Annotated in this window: 13 protein-coding genes, 1 tRNA gene and 1 pseudogene; 1 reads left to right on the forward strand and 14 read right to left on the reverse strand. The window is 55.8% G+C overall.

Features of this window, described 5'->3' with window-relative positions; all coding sequences use genetic code 11:
* The 4 genes from J2X72_RS24670 to rpsL all read right to left on the reverse strand — a co-directional run.
* Window positions 1-95, reverse strand: a 95-nt coding sequence (locus J2X72_RS24670) for a GTP-binding protein (protein WP_018010120.1), incomplete at its 3' end; no start/stop codon positions are given.
* A gap of 65 nt (window positions 96-160) precedes the next feature.
* Window positions 161-2,248, reverse strand: a complete 2,088-nt coding sequence (fusA, locus tag J2X72_RS24675; protein WP_210005894.1) for an elongation factor G — start codon at window positions 2,246-2,248, stop codon at window positions 161-163.
* A gap of 33 nt (window positions 2,249-2,281) precedes the next feature.
* Entirely contained in the window at window positions 2,282-2,752 is a 471-nt protein-coding gene (gene rpsG, locus J2X72_RS24680) for a 30S ribosomal protein S7 (RefSeq protein WP_099999168.1), read from the reverse strand.
* Between the two features lie 60 nt (window positions 2,753-2,812).
* Entirely contained in the window at window positions 2,813-3,184 is a 372-nt protein-coding gene (rpsL, locus tag J2X72_RS24685) for a 30S ribosomal protein S12 (RefSeq protein ID WP_008121760.1), read from the reverse strand.
* A 499-nt stretch (window positions 3,185-3,683) separates the two neighbouring features.
* Here rpsL and J2X72_RS24690 point away from each other — a divergent pair, with 499 nt between their 5' ends.
* A complete protein-coding gene (locus J2X72_RS24690) occupies window positions 3,684-3,965 on the forward strand; it encodes a hypothetical protein (protein WP_310076317.1) in 282 nt (93 codons plus the stop codon).
* A 337-nt stretch (window positions 3,966-4,302) separates the two neighbouring features.
* Here J2X72_RS24690 and rpoC read toward each other — a convergent pair whose 3' ends face one another.
* The 10 genes and pseudogenes from rpoC to J2X72_RS24740 all read right to left on the reverse strand — a co-directional run.
* Window positions 4,303-8,511, reverse strand: coding sequence for a DNA-directed RNA polymerase subunit beta' (rpoC, locus tag J2X72_RS24695; RefSeq protein WP_210005892.1), 4,209 nt, complete (start codon window positions 8,509-8,511; stop codon window positions 4,303-4,305).
* A 142-nt stretch (window positions 8,512-8,653) separates the two neighbouring features.
* The gene (rpoB, locus tag J2X72_RS24700) at window positions 8,654-12,811 is read right to left on the reverse strand and encodes a DNA-directed RNA polymerase subunit beta (RefSeq protein ID WP_210005891.1); all 4,158 of its coding nucleotides are present in this window, start codon (window positions 12,809-12,811) and stop codon (window positions 8,654-8,656) included.
* Between the two features lie 186 nt (window positions 12,812-12,997).
* Complete coding sequence (gene rplL / locus J2X72_RS24705; protein ID WP_112531268.1) at window positions 12,998-13,375, reverse strand: 50S ribosomal protein L7/L12; 378 nt, start codon at window positions 13,373-13,375, stop codon at window positions 12,998-13,000.
* A gap of 47 nt (window positions 13,376-13,422) precedes the next feature.
* Window positions 13,423-13,941, reverse strand: a complete 519-nt coding sequence (gene rplJ / locus J2X72_RS24710) for a 50S ribosomal protein L10 (protein ID WP_112531269.1) — start codon at window positions 13,939-13,941, stop codon at window positions 13,423-13,425.
* 345 nt (window positions 13,942-14,286) lie between these two features.
* Window positions 14,287-14,985, reverse strand: coding sequence for a 50S ribosomal protein L1 (rplA, locus tag J2X72_RS24715; RefSeq protein WP_114429375.1), 699 nt, complete (start codon window positions 14,983-14,985; stop codon window positions 14,287-14,289).
* A gap of 4 nt (window positions 14,986-14,989) precedes the next feature.
* Window positions 14,990-15,418 (reverse strand): 50S ribosomal protein L11, encoded by a 429-nt coding sequence (gene rplK / locus J2X72_RS24720; RefSeq protein ID WP_112531271.1) that lies wholly within the window; start codon window positions 15,416-15,418, stop codon window positions 14,990-14,992.
* 140 nt (window positions 15,419-15,558) lie between these two features.
* On the reverse strand, window positions 15,559-16,089 hold the full coding sequence (gene nusG / locus J2X72_RS24725; protein WP_027229726.1) for a transcription termination/antitermination protein NusG: 531 nt from the start codon (window positions 16,087-16,089) through the stop codon (window positions 15,559-15,561).
* Window positions 16,090-16,126: 37 nt separating this feature from the next.
* Window positions 16,127-16,327 (reverse strand): preprotein translocase subunit SecE, encoded by a 201-nt coding sequence (gene secE, locus J2X72_RS24730; protein ID WP_106716822.1) that lies wholly within the window; start codon window positions 16,325-16,327, stop codon window positions 16,127-16,129.
* Window positions 16,328-16,556: 229 nt separating this feature from the next.
* Window positions 16,557-16,632: transfer RNA gene (locus tag J2X72_RS24735), tRNA-Trp, on the reverse strand.
* 446 nt (window positions 16,633-17,078) lie between these two features.
* A pseudogene (locus J2X72_RS24740) lies at window positions 17,079-17,173 on the reverse strand (elongation factor Tu); the annotation flags it as partial.

Raw genomic sequence — 17,173 nt, forward strand, 5'->3', positions numbered from 1 at the left:
ATCGCTGCCGTCAACGACGTCTTGCCATGGTCAACGTGACCAATCGTGCCAATGTTGACGTGCGGCTTGTTACGTTCAAACTTGCTCTTAGCCATCTGAGCTCTCCGTTAACTGTTCGCCTGCTCAGGCTTTACTTCAACTGTCACGCGCAACCTTATGGTTACGCAAACTTCTTCTGAATTTCCTGCGCGACTGCTGCCGGTACAGGTTCATAGTGATCGAACTGCATGGTGTACTGTGCACGGCCCTGGCTCATCGAACGCAGGTTGCTCACATAACCGAACATGTTGGCCAGCGGCACCTGTGCATTGATGACGGTCGCAATACCACGCGGTTCCGTACCAAGGATCTGACCACGACGTGAGTTCAGATCGCCAATCACGTCACCGACGTAATCTTCAGGCGTAACGACTTCGACCTTCATGATCGGCTCGAGCAGCTGGGCACCAGCCTTCTGCGCACCTTCGCGGAACGCAGCGCGAGCCGCGATTTCGAAGGCGAGAACCGACGAGTCCACATCGTGATATGCACCGTCGATCAGCGTGGCCTTCACGCCGAGCATCGGGAAGCCTGCGAGCGGGCCCGCACCCATGACGCTCTGGATACCCTTTTCGACACCCGGGATGTATTCCTTCGGGATAGCACCGCCGACGATCTTCGATTCGAAGATGAAATCGTCGCCGTCATGCGGCTCGAAGATAACCTTGATACGGGCGAACTGACCCGAACCACCGGACTGCTTCTTGTGGGTGTAGTCGATCTCGGCCTTGCGGGTGATCGATTCACGATAGGCAACCTGGGGGCTACCTGTATTTGCCTCGACCTTGAACTCGCGACGCATGCGATCGACGAGAATGTCGAGATGAAGCTCGCCCATGCCCGAGATGATGGTCTGGCCGGATTCTTCGTCAGTCCGAACGCGGAATGAAGGATCTTCCGCAGCAAGACGATTGAGCGCGAGGCCCATCTTTTCCTGGTCGGCTTTGGTCTTTGGCTCTACCGAGATCGAGATAACCGGCTCGGGGAATACCATGCGCTCGAGGATAACCGGCTTCAACGGATCGCAGAGCGTGTCGCCCGTTGTGGTTTCCTTGAGGCCTGCAAGAGCAACGATGTCACCAGCAAAGGCTTCTTCGATGTCTTCACGCGAGTTGGAATGCATCTGCAGCATGCGGCCGATACGTTCACGCTTTTGCTTGACCGTATTGTCGAGCGAAATGCCCTTGGTCAGCTTGCCGGAATAGATGCGGCAGAAGGTCAGAGAACCAACGAACGGGTCGTTCATGATCTTGAAGGCGAGCATGGAAAGCGGCTCGTCGTCGGACGACTTGCGAACGGTTTCCGCATCGGTCTTCGGATCGATGCCCTTGATGGGGGGAACGTCAACCGGCGAAGGCAGATATTCAACAACACCGTCAAGCAAAGGCTGTACGCCCTTGTTCTTGAATGCCGAACCGCAGAATACCGGATGGAACTCTACGCGGCATGTGCCGATGCGGATCAGAGCCCGCAGCGCATCATTGTCCGGCATGTTGCCTTCGAGATAAGCCTCGGTGGCAGCTTCATCGACTTCCACAGCAGTCTCGATCAGCTTTTCGCGATATTCCTCAGCCTGATCCTTGAGATCGGCAGGGATTTCAACGACGTCCCACTGTGCGCCGAGCTGTTCGTCGCGCCAGACGAGCGCCTTCATTTCGATCAGATCGACAACACCCTTGAACTCCGTCTCCGCACCGATCGGCAGCTGCATGACGAGAGCCTTGGCACCAAGACGGGTCTTGACCATATCGACGCAGCGATAGAAATCGGCGCCGGTCTTGTCCATCTTGTTGACGAAGATCATGCGCGGAACATGATACTTCTCGGCCTGACGCCAGACGGTTTCCGTCTGCGGCTCGACACCGGCATTGGCATCGAGAAGCGCAATCGCGCCGTCGAGAACGCGCAGCGAACGCTCTACTTCAATGGTGAAGTCGACGTGGCCAGGCGTATCGATGATGTTGAAACGGCGCATCTTGCCGTCACGGCCCTTCCAGAAGGTCGTGGTGGCAGCGGAGGTGATCGTGATGCCACGCTCCTGCTCCTGCTCCATCCAGTCCATGGTTGCAGCGCCATCGTGGACTTCGCCGATCTTGTGCGACTTGCCGGTGTAATAAAGAATACGCTCGGTAGTCGTGGTCTTGCCGGCGTCGATGTGCGCCATGATACCGAAATTCCGGTAGTCTTCGATTTTATATTCGCGAGCCATGATATGGTGCCTCTAGGACTATTGTTTTCGCAATTACCAGCGGTAATGCGAGAATGCGCGGTTGGCTTCTGCCATGCGATGCGTGTCTTCACGCTTCTTCACAGCCGAGCCGCGGTTGTTTGCAGCGTCGAGAAGTTCACCGGACAGGCGATCGATCATCGTCGTCTCATTGCGGCCGCGTGCTGCATTGATCAACCAGCGGATGGCAAGAGCCTGACGGCGCTCCGGACGAACGTCGACCGGAACCTGATAGGTTGCACCACCGACGCGGCGCGAACGAACTTCAACGTGCGGCGCTACATTGTCGAGAGCCTGGTGGAACAGGGCAACAGGCTCCTGCTTGCTCTTGCTCTCAACTGACTCAAGCGCACCGTAAACGATACGCTCAGCAATCGACTTCTTGCCATGATGCATGACTGCATTCATGAACTTGGTCAGAACGAGATCACCGAATTTCGGATCCGGGTTGATCTCACGCTTTTCTGCACTATGGCGTCTGGACATATTCTTTGTCTCTTATCTGCATCGGGTTGACCTACCTGGTGGCCAAAGTCCCGGAAAATCTTACTTCGGACGCTTCGCACCATACTTGGAACGGCGCTGCTTGCGGTTCTTGACGCCCTGGGTATCCAGAACACCACGGATGATGTGGTAACGAACACCCGGCAAATCCTTTACACGACCGCCGCGGATCATCACGACAGAGTGTTCCTGAAGGTTGTGGCCCTCACCCGGAATATATCCGATGACTTCAAATCCGTTCGTCAGACGCACTTTCGCGACCTTACGCAGAGCCGAGTTCGGCTTCTTCGGGGTCGTCGTGTAGACGCGAGTGCAAACGCCGCGCTTCTGCGGGTTTTCCTGCAGAGCAGGGACTTTATTGCGCTTGACCGGCGCAGTGCGCGGCTTGCGGATCAACTGGTTTACGGTAGGCATTCAACCTTCCCTCTTTGTAATGCGTATCAAAGCGCTAGCGCTTCGGCACAAATCTCGTATCTTCGCCCGTCAGGGCCGTTTCAGCGCCATGCTCATGCACGAATTCGGGCAACTAAACCACCGCAAGGGTGGTTGCCCGAATAAAAGCAGAGGAAGCCCTAAAGGCCTCATGCGAGCGGCAAATTGCATTTCGATCGTAAAACGAACCCTGTTTGAGATGAACTCCAGAGCGCGTCGCTCCGAAACGGCCAATCTCACATCGGCTCAGATGGGCTGCTGATACTGTGTCCCCGGGCTTTCGTCAAGCCTGAAGCTACAATATTATTAAGGTTTGCAGCGTTTGGGGGCTCTTGCGGGCCCTAATGTAAGATAGTTTCGCCGGACGAGCGTTTATTCAAGCAATATTTCGTATCTTGCACAGGGATTTCGTGGCGTTCGGTGACTTGGCGCGCCCATTTGTCTATCCTGAACTCCAAATCGCAGAATCAGGAACATTGCAATGTCTTCATCACCAGCCGAGTCGAAAACAGTTCATCTCATCGTTGCGGATGTGTGGAAGGACAAGGATGAGGAGCCGCGTCAGGTTCACCTGTTGCTGATGAACGATGATGCAGACGGATTGGTAGAACTGGCGCTGAAGATTCTCGCCAATTCAGGCTATGAAGAAGCCGAGCTTCTGGAGATAGGTACGCTGACCGACGAACCCGAGGATGAACCGCACCTTTCCGCCTGGAAGACCGCCCTCACCGGGCAAGCAGCCCTGATCGAGTTCAACGAGTAGGGATTGGGCTTTCTCGTCATACGCTCAATTGCGTCTACCGCACTCTGCGGTTGAGTCCATGGCCTATCCAGGCTTCGCGAGGCTTGGCGGATGACGCACGATTTGTGCTGCACCGAAGGGATTTATATTTGAATTGCTCAAATCGAACTTGGCAAGCATATCGCACAAAAGCTCGAATCCCATTCAAGAACTGCCGAAACCCGCACAAGAAATGGCGATTCCGGCGCAAGAATTTCTATCCTCAGTAGCACTTTGGTTGCGTTTGGTTGAGACCGTCATGAGAAAGGCCGCCGCGGATTGCTCCGGGGCGGCCTTTTGGTTTGGTGTGGCTGCCAGCTTATTCGGCTGGCTGGCCTGTCATGTCCGTCAGCATCGGGCCGGCTTTCGCGGCGCTTGCACCGGATTCCTTGCGACGCTCGTCGATGATCAACTCGTCGCGAGCCCCGGCGATGCGCCGGATCTGCTTGACCGTTCCGCCGGTACCTGCCGGGATCAGACGTCCAACGATGACGTTCTCCTTCAGGCCCTGCAGAGCATCCATCTTGCCGGCAACAGCGGCTTCCGTGAGGACGCGCGTTGTTTCCTGGAAGGACGCTGCCGAGATGAACGACGGGGTCTGGAGCGAGGCCTTGGTAATGCCGAGCAGCACTGGGGTGCCGTAGCCTGGCTTCTTGCCATCCTCTTCCAAACGCTCGTTAATTTCGTCCAGCTCGATCCGGTCGACGTGATCGCCGGAAATGAATCCGGTGTCACCCGACTCGGTGATTTCGACCTTCTGCAGCATCTGGCGAACGATCACTTCGATGTGCTTGTCGTTGATCAGAACGCCCTGCAGACGATAGACTTCCTGGATCTCGTTGACGAGGTAGGAAGCCAAAGCTTCCACGCCCTTGATCGCCAGGATGTCATGCGGCGCAGGATTGCCGTCGAGGATATAGTCACCCTTTTCAATCGCATCGCCGTCCTGAAGATGGAATGGCTTGCCCTTGGGGATCAGATACTCGACTGGCTCCACGGTTTCGTCGTTCGGTTCGATGACAATGCGGCGCTTGTTCTTGTAGTCCCGGCCAAAACGAACAGTACCATCGATTTCGGCGATGATAGCGTGGTCCTTCGGACGACGGGCTTCGAACAGTTCCGCAACGCGCGGCAGACCGCCGGTGATGTCCTTGGTCTTAGCGCTTTCCATCGGAATACGGGCAAGAACGTCACCCGCCTTCACATGCGAACCAGGCTCGACCGACAGGATTGACTCCACCGACAGCTGGAAGCGAGCATCGCCGCCCTTTGCCAGTTTCAGAACCTTGCCGTTCTTGTCCTTGACGACGATCGCAGGCTTCAGATCGGAGCCGCGCGGGGTCGAGCGCCAGTCGATAACCACGCGCTTCGTGATACCGGTTGACTCGTCCGTCGTTTCCGTAACCGAAAGGCCATCGACCATGTCCTCGAATTCGACATGACCTTCGACTTCCGTCATGACCGGGCGGGTATAGGGATCCCACTCGGCAACACGCTGGCCGCGCTTAACATTATCGCCATCATCGACATAGATGCGCGAACCGTAGGTGACGCGGTGTGTTGCGCGTTCCTTGCCGGTGGCGTCAACGATGACGACAGCCATGTTGCGGCCCATGACGACCAGATGGCCGTCCGAGTTGCGCACCACGTTGCGGTTGCGGATCTGGACCGTGCCTTCATAACTGGCTTCGAGGAACGACTGATCGACCACCTGCGCAGTACCACCAAGGTGGAACGTACGCATCGTCAACTGCGTGCCTGGCTCACCGATGGACTGAGCGGCGATAACACCGACAGCCTCACCCTGGTTGACCGGGGTACCACGAGCCAGATCGCGGCCGTAGCACTTGGCGCAGATGCCGCCACGGGTCTCACAGGTGAGAGCCGAACGGATGCGGATCGACTGAACACCAGCCTTTTCAATGGCATCGATATCGAACTCATCGATGATGTTGCCACCCTTGACAAGCACGTCACCCGAAACCGGATGCAGGATGTCTTCAAGTGCCGTACGGCCGAGAACACGCTGGCCGATGGTTGCAACAACCTGACCGGCATCGACGATTGGCTGCATTGTGAGGCCCGTTGTCGTGCCGCAATCAACCGAAATGACGATACAATCCTGCGCGACGTCAACGAGACGGCGTGTCAGATAACCGGAGTTGGCCGTCTTCAAGGCGGTGTCGGCAAGACCCTTACGGGCACCGTGTGTCGAGTTGAAGTACTCGTTCACGGTTAGGCCTTCCTTGAAGTTCGAAATGATGGGCGTTTCGATGATTTCGCCAGAAGGCTTGGCCATCAGACCGCGCATACCGCCCAGCTGGCGCATCTGGTTCGGCGAACCACGAGCACCCGAGTGCGACATCATATAGATCGAGTTCATCTGCTTCTGGCGGCCAGTAACGGGATCGAACTCGACGGCCTTGATGCGTGCCATCATTTCGTCGGCGACCTTCTCGGTGCACTTGCCCCAAGCGTCGACGACCTTATTGTACTTCTCGCCCTGAGTGATCAAACCGTCATTGTACTGCTGTTCGTATTCCGTTGCCAAAGCTTCGGTTTCAGCAACCAGCTTCGCCTTGGTTTCCGGAATAACCATGTCGTCCTTGCCGAACGAGATACCGGCGCGGCAAGCATGACCGAAGCCAAGCTGCATGATGCGATCGCAGAAAATGACCGTCTCTTTCTGTCCGCAGTGGCGATAGACCGTGTCGATCATCTTGGAGATGTTCTTCTTGGTCATTTCCTGATTGCAGATGTCGAAAGGCACGTTGTGGTGTTTCGGCAGAAGCTCACCGATGATCATGCGGCCAGGTGTGGTCTCGTAGATCTTCGATGTTGGCTTGCCGTCTGCATCGATGCTCTTGAAGCGACCCTTGATCTTTGTATGCAGGGTCACTGCACCGCTGCCGATAGCATGGTGAAGTTCACCCATATCGGCAAAGGCCATGCCCTCGCCCGGCTCCTTTGCCGCAACGATCGACAGATAGTACAGGCCGAGAACCATGTCCTGTGACGGAACGATAACCGGCAGACCGTTGGCGGGATGCAGGATGTTGTTCGTCGACATCATCAGAACACGGGCTTCAAGCTGCGCTTCCAAGGAAAGCGGAACGTGGACAGCCATCTGGTCACCGTCGAAATCCGCATTGAAAGCGGTACAAACGAGCGGATGCAGCTGGATTGCCTTGCCTTCGATCAGGATCGGTTCGAACGCCTGGATGCCAAGACGATGCAGCGTCGGAGCACGATTCAAGAGAACCGGATGCTCGCGGATGACTTCGTCGAGAATATCCCAGACTTCCGGCTTTTCCTTTTCAACCAGCTTCTTCGCCTGCTTGACGGTGGAGGAATAACCCTTGGCGTCGAGACGGGCATAGATGAACGGCTTGAAGAGCTCGAGTGCCATCTTCTTTGGCAGACCGCACTGGTGCAGCTTCAGTTCCGGACCAGTCACGATAACCGAACGGCCGGAATAGTCGACGCGCTTGCCGAGAAGGTTCTGACGGAAGCGGCCCTGCTTGCCCTTGAGCATGTCGGACAGCGACTTCAGCGGGCGCTTGTTGGCGCCGGTGATGACGCGGCCACGACGGCCGTTATCGAACAACGCATCGACCGATTCCTGAAGCATGCGCTTCTCGTTGCGGATGATGATGCCAGGAGCGCGCAGTTCGATCAGGCGCTTCAAACGGTTGTTACGGTTGATGACGCGGCGATAAAGATCGTTGAGGTCGGACGTCGCAAAACGTCCGCCATCCAGCGGAACCAGCGGGCGCAGGTCCGGCGGGATCACCGGGACGATCTTCATGATCATCCATTCCGGACGGTTACCCGATTCCAGGAAGTTCTCGACGATCTTCAGACGCTTCATGAGCTTCTTCTGCTTCAGATCTGAAGTGGTTGTCGCCAGTTCTTCGCGCAGATCGCCGGCGATCTTCTCCAGATCCATCGAAGCCAGAAGTTCGTGAATAGCCTCGGCACCGATCAGTGCGGTGAAGGAATCCTCACCATACTCATCGACCGCGATCATGTATTCTTCTTCCGAAAGAAGCTGATGCTCCTTCAGGGCAGTCAGGCCTGGCTCGGTCACGATATAGTTCTCGAAATAGAGAACGCGCTCGATGCCCTTCAAGGTCATGTCGAGCAATGTGCCGATACGGCTAGGCAGAGACTTCAGGAACCAGATGTGCGCAACCGGGGCTGCGAGCTCGATATGGCCCATACGCTCACGGCGAACGCGTGACAGCGTGACTTCCACACCGCACTTTTCGCAAATGATGCCCTTGTATTTCATACGCTTGTACTTGCCGCACAAGCATTCATAGTCCTTGATCGGCCCGAAGATCCGAGCACAGAAAAGACCATCCCGCTCAGGCTTGAAAGTGCGGTAGTTGATCGTCTCCGGCTTCTTGATCTCACCGTATGACCAGGACAGAATCTTCTCAGGGCTGGCGATCGATATCCGGATGGAATCGAATGCCTGCACAGGCACCTGAGGATTGAAAAGATTCATGACCTCTTGGTTCATGCCGTTTCTCCATGGGGCGAAGTGTGCCCTCTACTTGCGATGGATTATCCGCCGCCGCGGGTCCATCTAGATCAAATGCCGCTTCCTCAGCGGCCCGAAAAACTGGTCGGGTGCGCGAGCATTGCCGCGCACCCTTCCCTTTTTACTCTGCAGCGTCAGGCAATGCCTGCTGTTGCTGTTCTTGGGCACGAGTATCGTCCAGCTCGACATTGAGACCGAGCGAGCGCATTTCCTTGACGAGAACGTTGAAGCTCTCCGGAATGCCGGCTTCGAAAGTATCGTCGCCACGGACGATTGCTTCGTAAACCTTCGTGCGTCCGGCAACGTCGTCGGACTTGACCGTAAGCATTTCCTGCAGCGTGTAAGCCGCACCGTATGCTTCCAGGGCCCAGACCTCCATTTCACCGAAGCGCTGACCGCCGAACTGGGCTTTACCACCCAGAGGCTGCTGCGTAACGAGCGAGTAAGGTCCGATCGAACGGGCGTGAATCTTGTCGTCGACAAGATGGTGCAGCTTCAGCATGTAGATGTAGCCGACAGTCACCTGACGATCGAAAGTCTCACCCGTACGTCCGTCATAAAGCGTCGACTGACCCGAAGAATGCAAGCCCGCCTGTTCCAGCATCACATTGATGTCCGGTTCATGCGCACCGTCAAACACCGGCGTTGCAATCGAAACGCCACGCTTCATCTGTTCGCCAAGACGAATGATGCTCTCATCGTCATAGTTGCGAACCGGCTCATTGCGATCATTGTCCGGAATGATCGATTCAATCGTCATTCTCAGCGGAGCAATGTCGCCCTGTTCGCCCTGTGCATGCTGTGCCTTGTAAGCCTCGATCAGTTCCCCGATCTTCTTGCCCATTCCGGCGCAAGCCCAGCCCAGATGCGTTTCGAGAATCTGCCCGACATTCATGCGGCTTGGCACGCCAAGCGGATTGAGCACGATGTCGACATGCGTTCCGTCTTCAAGGAACGGCATATCCTCAACAGCGGCGATACGCGAAACAACGCCCTTGTTGCCGTGACGGCCAGCCATCTTGTCGCCTGGCTGGATCTTGCGCTTCACAGCGACAAAGACCTTGACCATCTTCATGACGCCTGGAGGCATCTCGTCGCCGCGCTGGACCTTTTCGACCTTGTCCATGAAACGCTGCTCGAGCAATTTCTTGGAGTCATCGTACTGGTTGCGCAGAGCTTCGATTTCGCCCTGGATCTTCTCGTCCTCGACAGCAAACTGCCACCACTGGGAACGCGGGTATTCACCCATGACGTCCTGTGTAACGACAGTACCCTTCTTGAACGCCTTCGGTCCGGCGACGGCAGACTTGCCATCGAGAACGTCGGCCAGACGGCCATAGACGTTGCGGTCCAGGATCGCCTGTTCGTCGTCGCGGTCCTTGGCCAAACGCTCGATTTCCTCGCGTTCGATCGCCATGGCACGTTCGTCCTTCTCAACGCCGTGGCGATTGAAAACGCGAACTTCCACGACAGTACCGTAGGTCCCGGGCGGCATGCGCATGGAGGTGTCACGGACGTCGGAGGCCTTCTCACCGAAGATGGCGCGCAGAAGCTTCTCTTCCGGGGTCATCGGGCTTTCGCCCTTCGGTGTGATCTTGCCAACAAGGATATCGCCAGGCTGAACTTCCGCGCCGATATAGACAATGCCGGCTTCGTCCAGGTTCTTCAGCGCTTCTTCCGAAACGTTCGGAATGTCGCGCGTGATTTCTTCCGGTCCAAGCTTCGTGTCGCGGGCCATGACTTCGAACTCCTCGATATGGATCGAGGTGAAGACGTCATCCGAAACGATCTTTTCAGAAAGAAGGATGGAATCTTCGTAGTTGTAGCCATTCCATGGCATGAACGCGACGAGCACGTTGCGGCCGAGTGCCAGATCGCCCAGATCCGTCGAAGGACCATCAGCGATGATGTCACCCTTCTCGATCCGGTCGCCAACACGAACCAGCGGACGCTGATTGATGCAGGTGTTCTGGTTCGAACGCTGGAACTTCATCAGGCGGTAGATATCGACGCCCGACTTGCCGGGCACGAGATCTTCCGTCGCGCGGATAACGATACGGGTAGCATCGACCTGATCGACAATACCAGTACGGCGTGCACCGATGGCGGCACCGGAGTCGCGAGCGACGACCGGCTCCATGCCCGTTCCAACGAACGGCGCTTCGGCACGAACCAGAGGCACGGCCTGACGCTGCATGTTCGAGCCCATCAGAGCGCGGTTGGCGTCATCGTTCTCAAGGAACGGAATCAGCGCTGCCGCAACCGAAACAAGCTGCTTTGGCGAAACGTCCATCAGATCCACGTTTTCACGCGGCGCCATCAGAACTTCACCCGCATGACGGCAGACAACGAATTCATCCGTAAATGCACCGGAAGCGTCCAGCTCCACATTGGCCTGTGCCACGTGATACTTGGCTTCTTCCATCGCCGACAGATAAACGACATCGTCCGTAACCTTGCCGTCGATGATCTTGCGGTACGGGCTTTCAATAAAGCCGTACTTGTTGACCCGGGCAAAAGTTGCGAGCGAGTTGATCAGACCGATATTCGGGCCTTCCGGCGTTTCAATCGGGCAGATACGGCCGTAATGCGTCGGATGAACGTCGCGGACTTCGAAGCCGGCGCGCTCGCGGGTCAAACCGCCAGGTCCCAATGCCGAAAGACGACGCTTGTGCGTGATCTCGGACAGCGGGTTGGTCTGATCCATGAACTGCGAAAGCTGCGAGGAACCGAAGAACTCGCGAACGGCAGCAGCTGCCGGCTTCGCGTTGATCAGGTCCTGCGGCATCACTGTGTCGATTTCAATGGACGACATACGTTCCTTGATGGCGCGCTCCATGCGGAGCAGACCAACACGGTACTGGTTTTCCATCAATTCGCCGACCGAACGCACACGGCGGTTGCCGAGATTGTCGATGTCGTCGATTTCGCCGCGGCCATCGCGCAGATCAACCAGCATCTTGACGACAGCCAGGATGTCTTCCTTGCGCAGGATGCGAACGGTGTCTTCCGCATCGAGATCGAGACGCATGTTCATCTTGACGCGGCCGACAGCCGACAGATCATAGCGCTCACTGTCGAAGAACAACGACTTGAACATTGCTTCGGCGGAGTCAATCGTTGGCGGTTCACCCGGACGCATGACGCGGTAGATGTCGAATAGAGCGTCCTGGCGGTTCTCGTTCTTGTCAACGGCAAGGGTGTTGCGGATATACGGTCCAATATTGACGTGATCGATATCGAGAATGTTGATCTCGGAAACGCCCGTGTCGAGCAGAACCTTGAGGGTCTTCTCGTCGAGTTCATCACCGGCTTCGAGGTAAACTTCACCCGTTTCCATATTGACGATATCTTCGGCAAGGTAGCTGCCGAGCAGATCGTCCTCTGTCGCCTTGATGAATTTCAAGCCTTTTTCAGCAAGCTGCTTGGCACTGCGTGCCGTCAGCTTCTTGCCCGTTTCTAGAACAACCTCGCCCGTGTCGGCATCCACGACGTCCGTAGTAGCCTTGAACCCGCGGAAGCGATCCACGGAGAACGGAATACGCCAGGTGTCGCCATCGCGGTTGAACGTGAGCGTGTTATAGAAAGTCGACAGGATCTCTTCCGAATCCATGCCAAGCGCCATCAACAGCGACGTCGCAGGGATCTTGCGACGGCGGTCGATACGGGCATAGACGACGTCCTTGGCATCGAATTCGATGTCGAGCCAGGAACCGCGATAGGGGATGACGCGCGCAGCAAACAGCAGCTTGCCGGACGAATGCGTCTTGCCCTTGTCGTGGTCGAAGAAGACGCCCGGCGAACGATGCATCTGCGATACGATCACGCGCTCGGTGCCGTTTACAATGAACGTGCCGTTGTCGGTCATGAGCGGCATATCGCCCATGTAAACGTCCTGTTCCTTGATGTCCTTGATCGACTTCGCGCCTGTATCCTCGTCGATATCGAACACGATGAGGCGCAGCGTCACCTTGAGTGGCGCAGCATAGGTCAAATCGCGCTGACGGCATTCGTCAACGTCGAATTTTGGAGCTTCGAACTCGTACTTGACGAATTCGAGCATGGAAGCACCCGAGAAATCCTGGATCGGGAAAACAGACTTGAACACAGCCTGCAGCCCTTCATCCAGACGCCCGCCCTTGGGCTCTTCCACCATCAGAAACTGATCGTAGGAAGCTTTCTGAACCTCGATGAGGTTCGGCATCTCTGCGACTTCCGGAATCTTACCGAAAAACTTGCGTACGCGCCTACGACCATTGAAAGAATGGGTCTGAGCCATCGTCGCTCCTCGTCTTTATGCCAGAAACTGGCCTGTTTCTTAAAACCGCTCATGCGGCCCCGTGAACGGGACAAAACCCGTTTCCTGAAAGCATCGAAATTGCCGTCAGGAAAAGGGTTCAGTACCGGATTCCCCGTAGGGAGTAGTTGGCGGGCAGATCGCCCTGCCCGCCAATCAGTGCAAGGATTACTTGAGTTCGACCTTGGCGCCAGCTGCTTCAAGCTGTGCCTTGATCTTGTCAGATTCTTCCTTGTTAACGCCTTCTTTGACTGCCTTAGGAGCAGCTTCAACGAGGTCCTTGGCTTCCTTGAGGCCGAGCCCGGTGATAGCGCGGACTTCCTTGATCACGTTGATCTTGTTAGGTCCGGCTTCGGTCAGAACGACGTCGAATTCAGTCTTCTCTTCAACTGCAGCAGCAACTGCACCACCGCCGGCAGCGGCAGCAGCAGCAACCGGAGCAGCAGCAGAAACGCCCCACTTCTCTTCCAGAAGCTTCGAAAGTTCAGCAGCTTCGAGAACAGTCAGGTTGGACAGGTCATCTACGATCTTTGCGAGATCAGTCATTTTGGTATTCCTTTACAAGGTTCGATATATTGACAGCGAGAACGGCCTTATGCCGCTTCGTCCTTCCGGGCATAGGCGCCAAAAACGCGGGCAAGCTGAGCTGCCGGTGCGTTGACGACCTGAGCAATGCGAGAAGCCGGAGTCTGGATCATACCAACCAGCTTTGCGCGCAACTCGTCGAGAGATGGAAGTGCGGCTAGTGCCTTTACCCCATCCGGGTCGAGAGTTGTTGCTCCCATCGAACCACCGAGGATGACGAGCTTTTCGTTACCCTTGGCAAATTCAATGGCGATCTTTGGTGCCGCTATCGGATCGTTGGAATAAGCAACGAGTGTCTGGCCTGTGAACAGGTCAGCGATGCCTTCCGAATCCGTGCCCTGAAGAGCGATCTTGGCGAGGCGGTTCTTCGCGACTTTAACGGTGCCACCAGCATCACGCATCTTCGAGCGAAGATCGCTCAGTTGCGCAACGGTGAGACCGGTATAGTGGGCCACGACAACTGAACCAGAGTCCTTGAAGACCCCATTCAGCCACGCGACGAATTCGCGCTTTTCCGCTTTTTCCACTGTCTCTCTCCATTTGGCAGAAACGCGAGATTGCGTCACTGCCGGGTTGCCTTTTGCTGCAAGTTTTCAGTCCGAAGACGGAAAGCGCACAGCACTTGAGGATCCTGTCCCCCCTGCTTCGCCAAGATCGGCTGCAAGCGAAAGGCAACTACGGTTCGAACCTTGTTTATCGGGCCAAGCCCTTTAACCAAAGTTTTTCCACGTCTCATGCGGGTTCTGACGAATTAAGGCGAACCACCCGCAATCTCGGACAGGATAACCGGATTTGCATCCGGTTATCCAGGCCCCGAAGGGCCTGGAATTCTTTTCGTTTCAAACAGCTAAGCTTGAAACTTCAATCAACACTTACGCAATGCGTACTGTTGCTGGATCGATCTTGACGCCAGCACCCATCGTCGATGAAATCGCGACGCGCTTGACGTAGTCACCCTTGGCGCCAGCCGGCTTTGCCTTGGTAACGGCATCGGCGAACGCCTTGATGTTCTCTTCCAGTGCCTTGGCATCGAAGGATGCCTTGCCGACGCCGGCGTGAATAATACCGGCCTTCTCGACGCGGAACTCGACTGCGCCGCCCTTGGACGCTTTCACGGCAGCCGCAACATCCGTCGTAACTGTACCGACCTTCGGGTTAGGCATCATGCCGCGCGGGCCAAGAACCTTACCGAGACGGCCAACGAGCGGCATCATGTCCGGTGTCGCAATGCAGCGATCGAAATCGATCTTGCCACCATTGACGATCTCGAACAGGTCTTCCGCACCGACGATATCTGCACCGGCAGCCTTGGCTTCATCAGCCTTCGGACCACGAGCAAATACGGCGACGCGAACCGTGCGGCCGGTGCCATTCGGCAGATTGACGACGCCGCGAACCATCTGGTCCGCATGGCGGGGATCAACGCCGAGATTCATTGCAACTTCGATCGTCTCGTCGAACTTGGCAACAGCACGCTCCTTCACCATGGCAATTGCCGAGGTCAGGTCGTACAGCTTGTTACGGTCAACGCCTTCACGAACTTTCGCTACACGCTTTGATAGTTTTGCCATCGTCTTAGCCCACCACTTCCAGGCCCATCGAACGGGCAGAACCTTCAACCATGCGCATGGCGGCTTCAACGTCCGCTGCGTTCAGGTCTTTCATCTTCGCCTGAGCGATTTCACGCACCTTGTCGCGCGAGATCTTGCCGGCAACGACCTTGCCTGGCTCTTTCGAACCGGACTTCAGGTTTGCGGCCTTCTTGAGGAAGTAAGACACCGGCGGCGTCTTCATCGCAAATGTGAAGGACTTGTCCTGATAATAGGTAATCACAACCGGAATGGGCGAACCCTTTTCCAGTTCCTGCGTGGCCGCATTGAAGGCCTTGCAGAATTCCATGATGTTGATGCCACGCTGACCAAGTGCCGGTCCGATCGGCGGGGACGGCGTTGCCGATCCTGCCGAAACCTGCAGCTTGAGCTGGCCCGCTACTTTCTTAGCCATAACTTCCTGCCTTTAATCATAGTGCCGGATAACCGGCGGTTGCAGTTTGGTGGTGCGGATCGAAAGCCCGGCTAAAGGCCGTCTTACCTCCCACCATGTTTGCCGCTGACGCAGCAGGCGGCTTCAGAGCCGCCGATTGATCAGACTTTTTCGACCTGACCAAATTCAAGATCGACCGGCGTAGCGCGGCCAAAAATCGAAACCTCGACCTTGAGGCGCGAACGCTCTTCGTCGACTTCCTGTACAGTGCCGTTGAACGAGGCGAACGGACCATCGGCAACGCGAACACTTTCGCCAATCTCGAACGAGATCGAAGCTTTTGGACGCTCGACACCTTCCTGAACCTGCGTCAGGATGCGCTCGGCTTCCTTATCGGAAATCGCAATCGGCTTGTTGTCCGAACCGAGGAACCCCGTCACCTTCGGCGTATTCTTGATCAGATGATAGGCATCATCCGTCAAATCGGCACGCACCAGGACATAACCCGGGAAGAACTTGCGCTCGGCATCGACCTTGCGGCCACGGCGCACTTCGACCACCTTTTCGGTCGGCACGAGAATCTTCTCAAAAAGATGCGACAGACCCTTCTGTCTTGCCTTTTCTTCGATCGACTCGGCGACCTTCTTTTCAAAGTTCGAATAGGCGTGAACGATATACCAGCGCGCGGTCATTGCTATTTCCCAATCCCGATTTTCTTGTCAGCCTGCGTTAACGACCAAGACCGAGAATCATATCGATTCCGTATGCCATCAACTGATCAGCTGCGAAAAAGAAAATCGCAGCAAAAAACGCCATTACCATCACCATCGCGGTGGAAATGAGCGTCTCGCGACGCGAAGGCCATGTGACCTTTGCGGTTTCAGCGCGCACTTGCTGAAAAAAAGTTATTGGATTCGTTTTGGATGCCATTTACCGCTCGTGCATGTCATGTTGCTGTAAACATGCTGTGCTGCAACTTAAACAACACCATCTGTCCACACCATTGCGGGCCCGTAAAGCTGATCGTTCAGCTCCACGCACCGCGTGTCTGTTAAGCCTACATAGAACCGATTCCGGTAAAACACAAGGCCCCCGGATTCGTTTCTTTCCAAACATCTAACCATTGCACCATCCAATCGTGCACTGGCAGACTATGTGTTGGCAGGGGAGACAGGATTCGAACCTGCGACCTACGGTTTTGGAGACCGCCGCTCTACCAACTGAGCTACTCCCCTATGTTCGTGGCGTACATTCCACAAAGCGGAGAGCTTTTCAAGTCCCAAAGGTATGATCGAGCTGTCATTGACAAACTTCTCGAACCGACCCCACTGCCGAGACGCTCGATAATCGTTTATTTAGTGACGATTGCCTTGAATTCAATACAGTTTGCTTGGTTTTAGCCCTTGTACGCAGGTGTGTGCGCTGGAGAAATCACTCACATCGCCGGACCGCTGTCATTCGAAAATTCACCAGCTCGTCAGGTCCAGAATGGAAATCTCGCTTACCGGAGTTGTCTGCGTCCAATGATTTTCGTATCGACGATTTTCCTTTTGGCCTTTTACGATCCGGTAGCGTGTCAGACATTTTACCATCTGCAACGGAGAGACGTTTGGGCTCTGGTGGACCCGCATAAAAAAGGGCGGCCCGTGGACCGCCCTTCCCGATTATAAAATCAGAAGTCTTACTCAATGATCGACGAGACGATGCCGGCACCGACGGTGCGGCCACCTTCACGGATAGCGAAGCGCAGCTTCTCTTCCATGGCGATCGGCACGA

This window comes from Phyllobacterium sp. 1468 (assembly GCF_031455525.1).
Lineage (GTDB): Bacteria > Pseudomonadota > Alphaproteobacteria > Rhizobiales > Rhizobiaceae > Phyllobacterium.

Bases quoted from the DNA above. Each gene is read 5' to 3' on its own strand.
- J2X72_RS24690 (WP_310076317.1), top strand. From the start codon at position 3,684: ATGTCTTCATCACCAGCCGAGTCGAAAACAGTTCATCTCATCGTTGCG.
- rplL (WP_112531268.1), bottom strand. From the start codon at position 13,375: ATGACTGATCTCGCAAAGATCGTAGATGACCTGTCCAACCTGACTGTT.
- rplA (WP_114429375.1), bottom strand. From the start codon at position 14,985: ATGGCAAAACTATCAAAGCGTGTAGCGAAAGTTCGTGAAGGCGTTGAC.
- rpsG (WP_099999168.1), bottom strand. From the start codon at position 2,752: ATGTCCAGACGCCATAGTGCAGAAAAGCGTGAGATCAACCCGGATCCG.
- secE (WP_106716822.1), bottom strand. From the start codon at position 16,327: ATGGCATCCAAAACGAATCCAATAACTTTTTTTCAGCAAGTGCGCGCT.
- fusA (WP_210005894.1), bottom strand. From the start codon at position 2,248: ATGGCTCGCGAATATAAAATCGAAGACTACCGGAATTTCGGTATCATG.
- nusG (WP_027229726.1), bottom strand. From the start codon at position 16,089: ATGACCGCGCGCTGGTATATCGTTCACGCCTATTCGAACTTTGAAAAG.
- rpsL (WP_008121760.1), bottom strand. From the start codon at position 3,184: ATGCCTACCGTAAACCAGTTGATCCGCAAGCCGCGCACTGCGCCGGTC.
- rplK (WP_112531271.1), bottom strand. From the start codon at position 15,418: ATGGCTAAGAAAGTAGCGGGCCAGCTCAAGCTGCAGGTTTCGGCAGGA.
- rpoC (WP_210005892.1), bottom strand. From the start codon at position 8,511: ATGAACCAAGAGGTCATGAATCTTTTCAATCCTCAGGTGCCTGTGCAG.
- rpoB (WP_210005891.1), bottom strand. From the start codon at position 12,811: ATGGCTCAGACCCATTCTTTCAATGGTCGTAGGCGCGTACGCAAGTTT.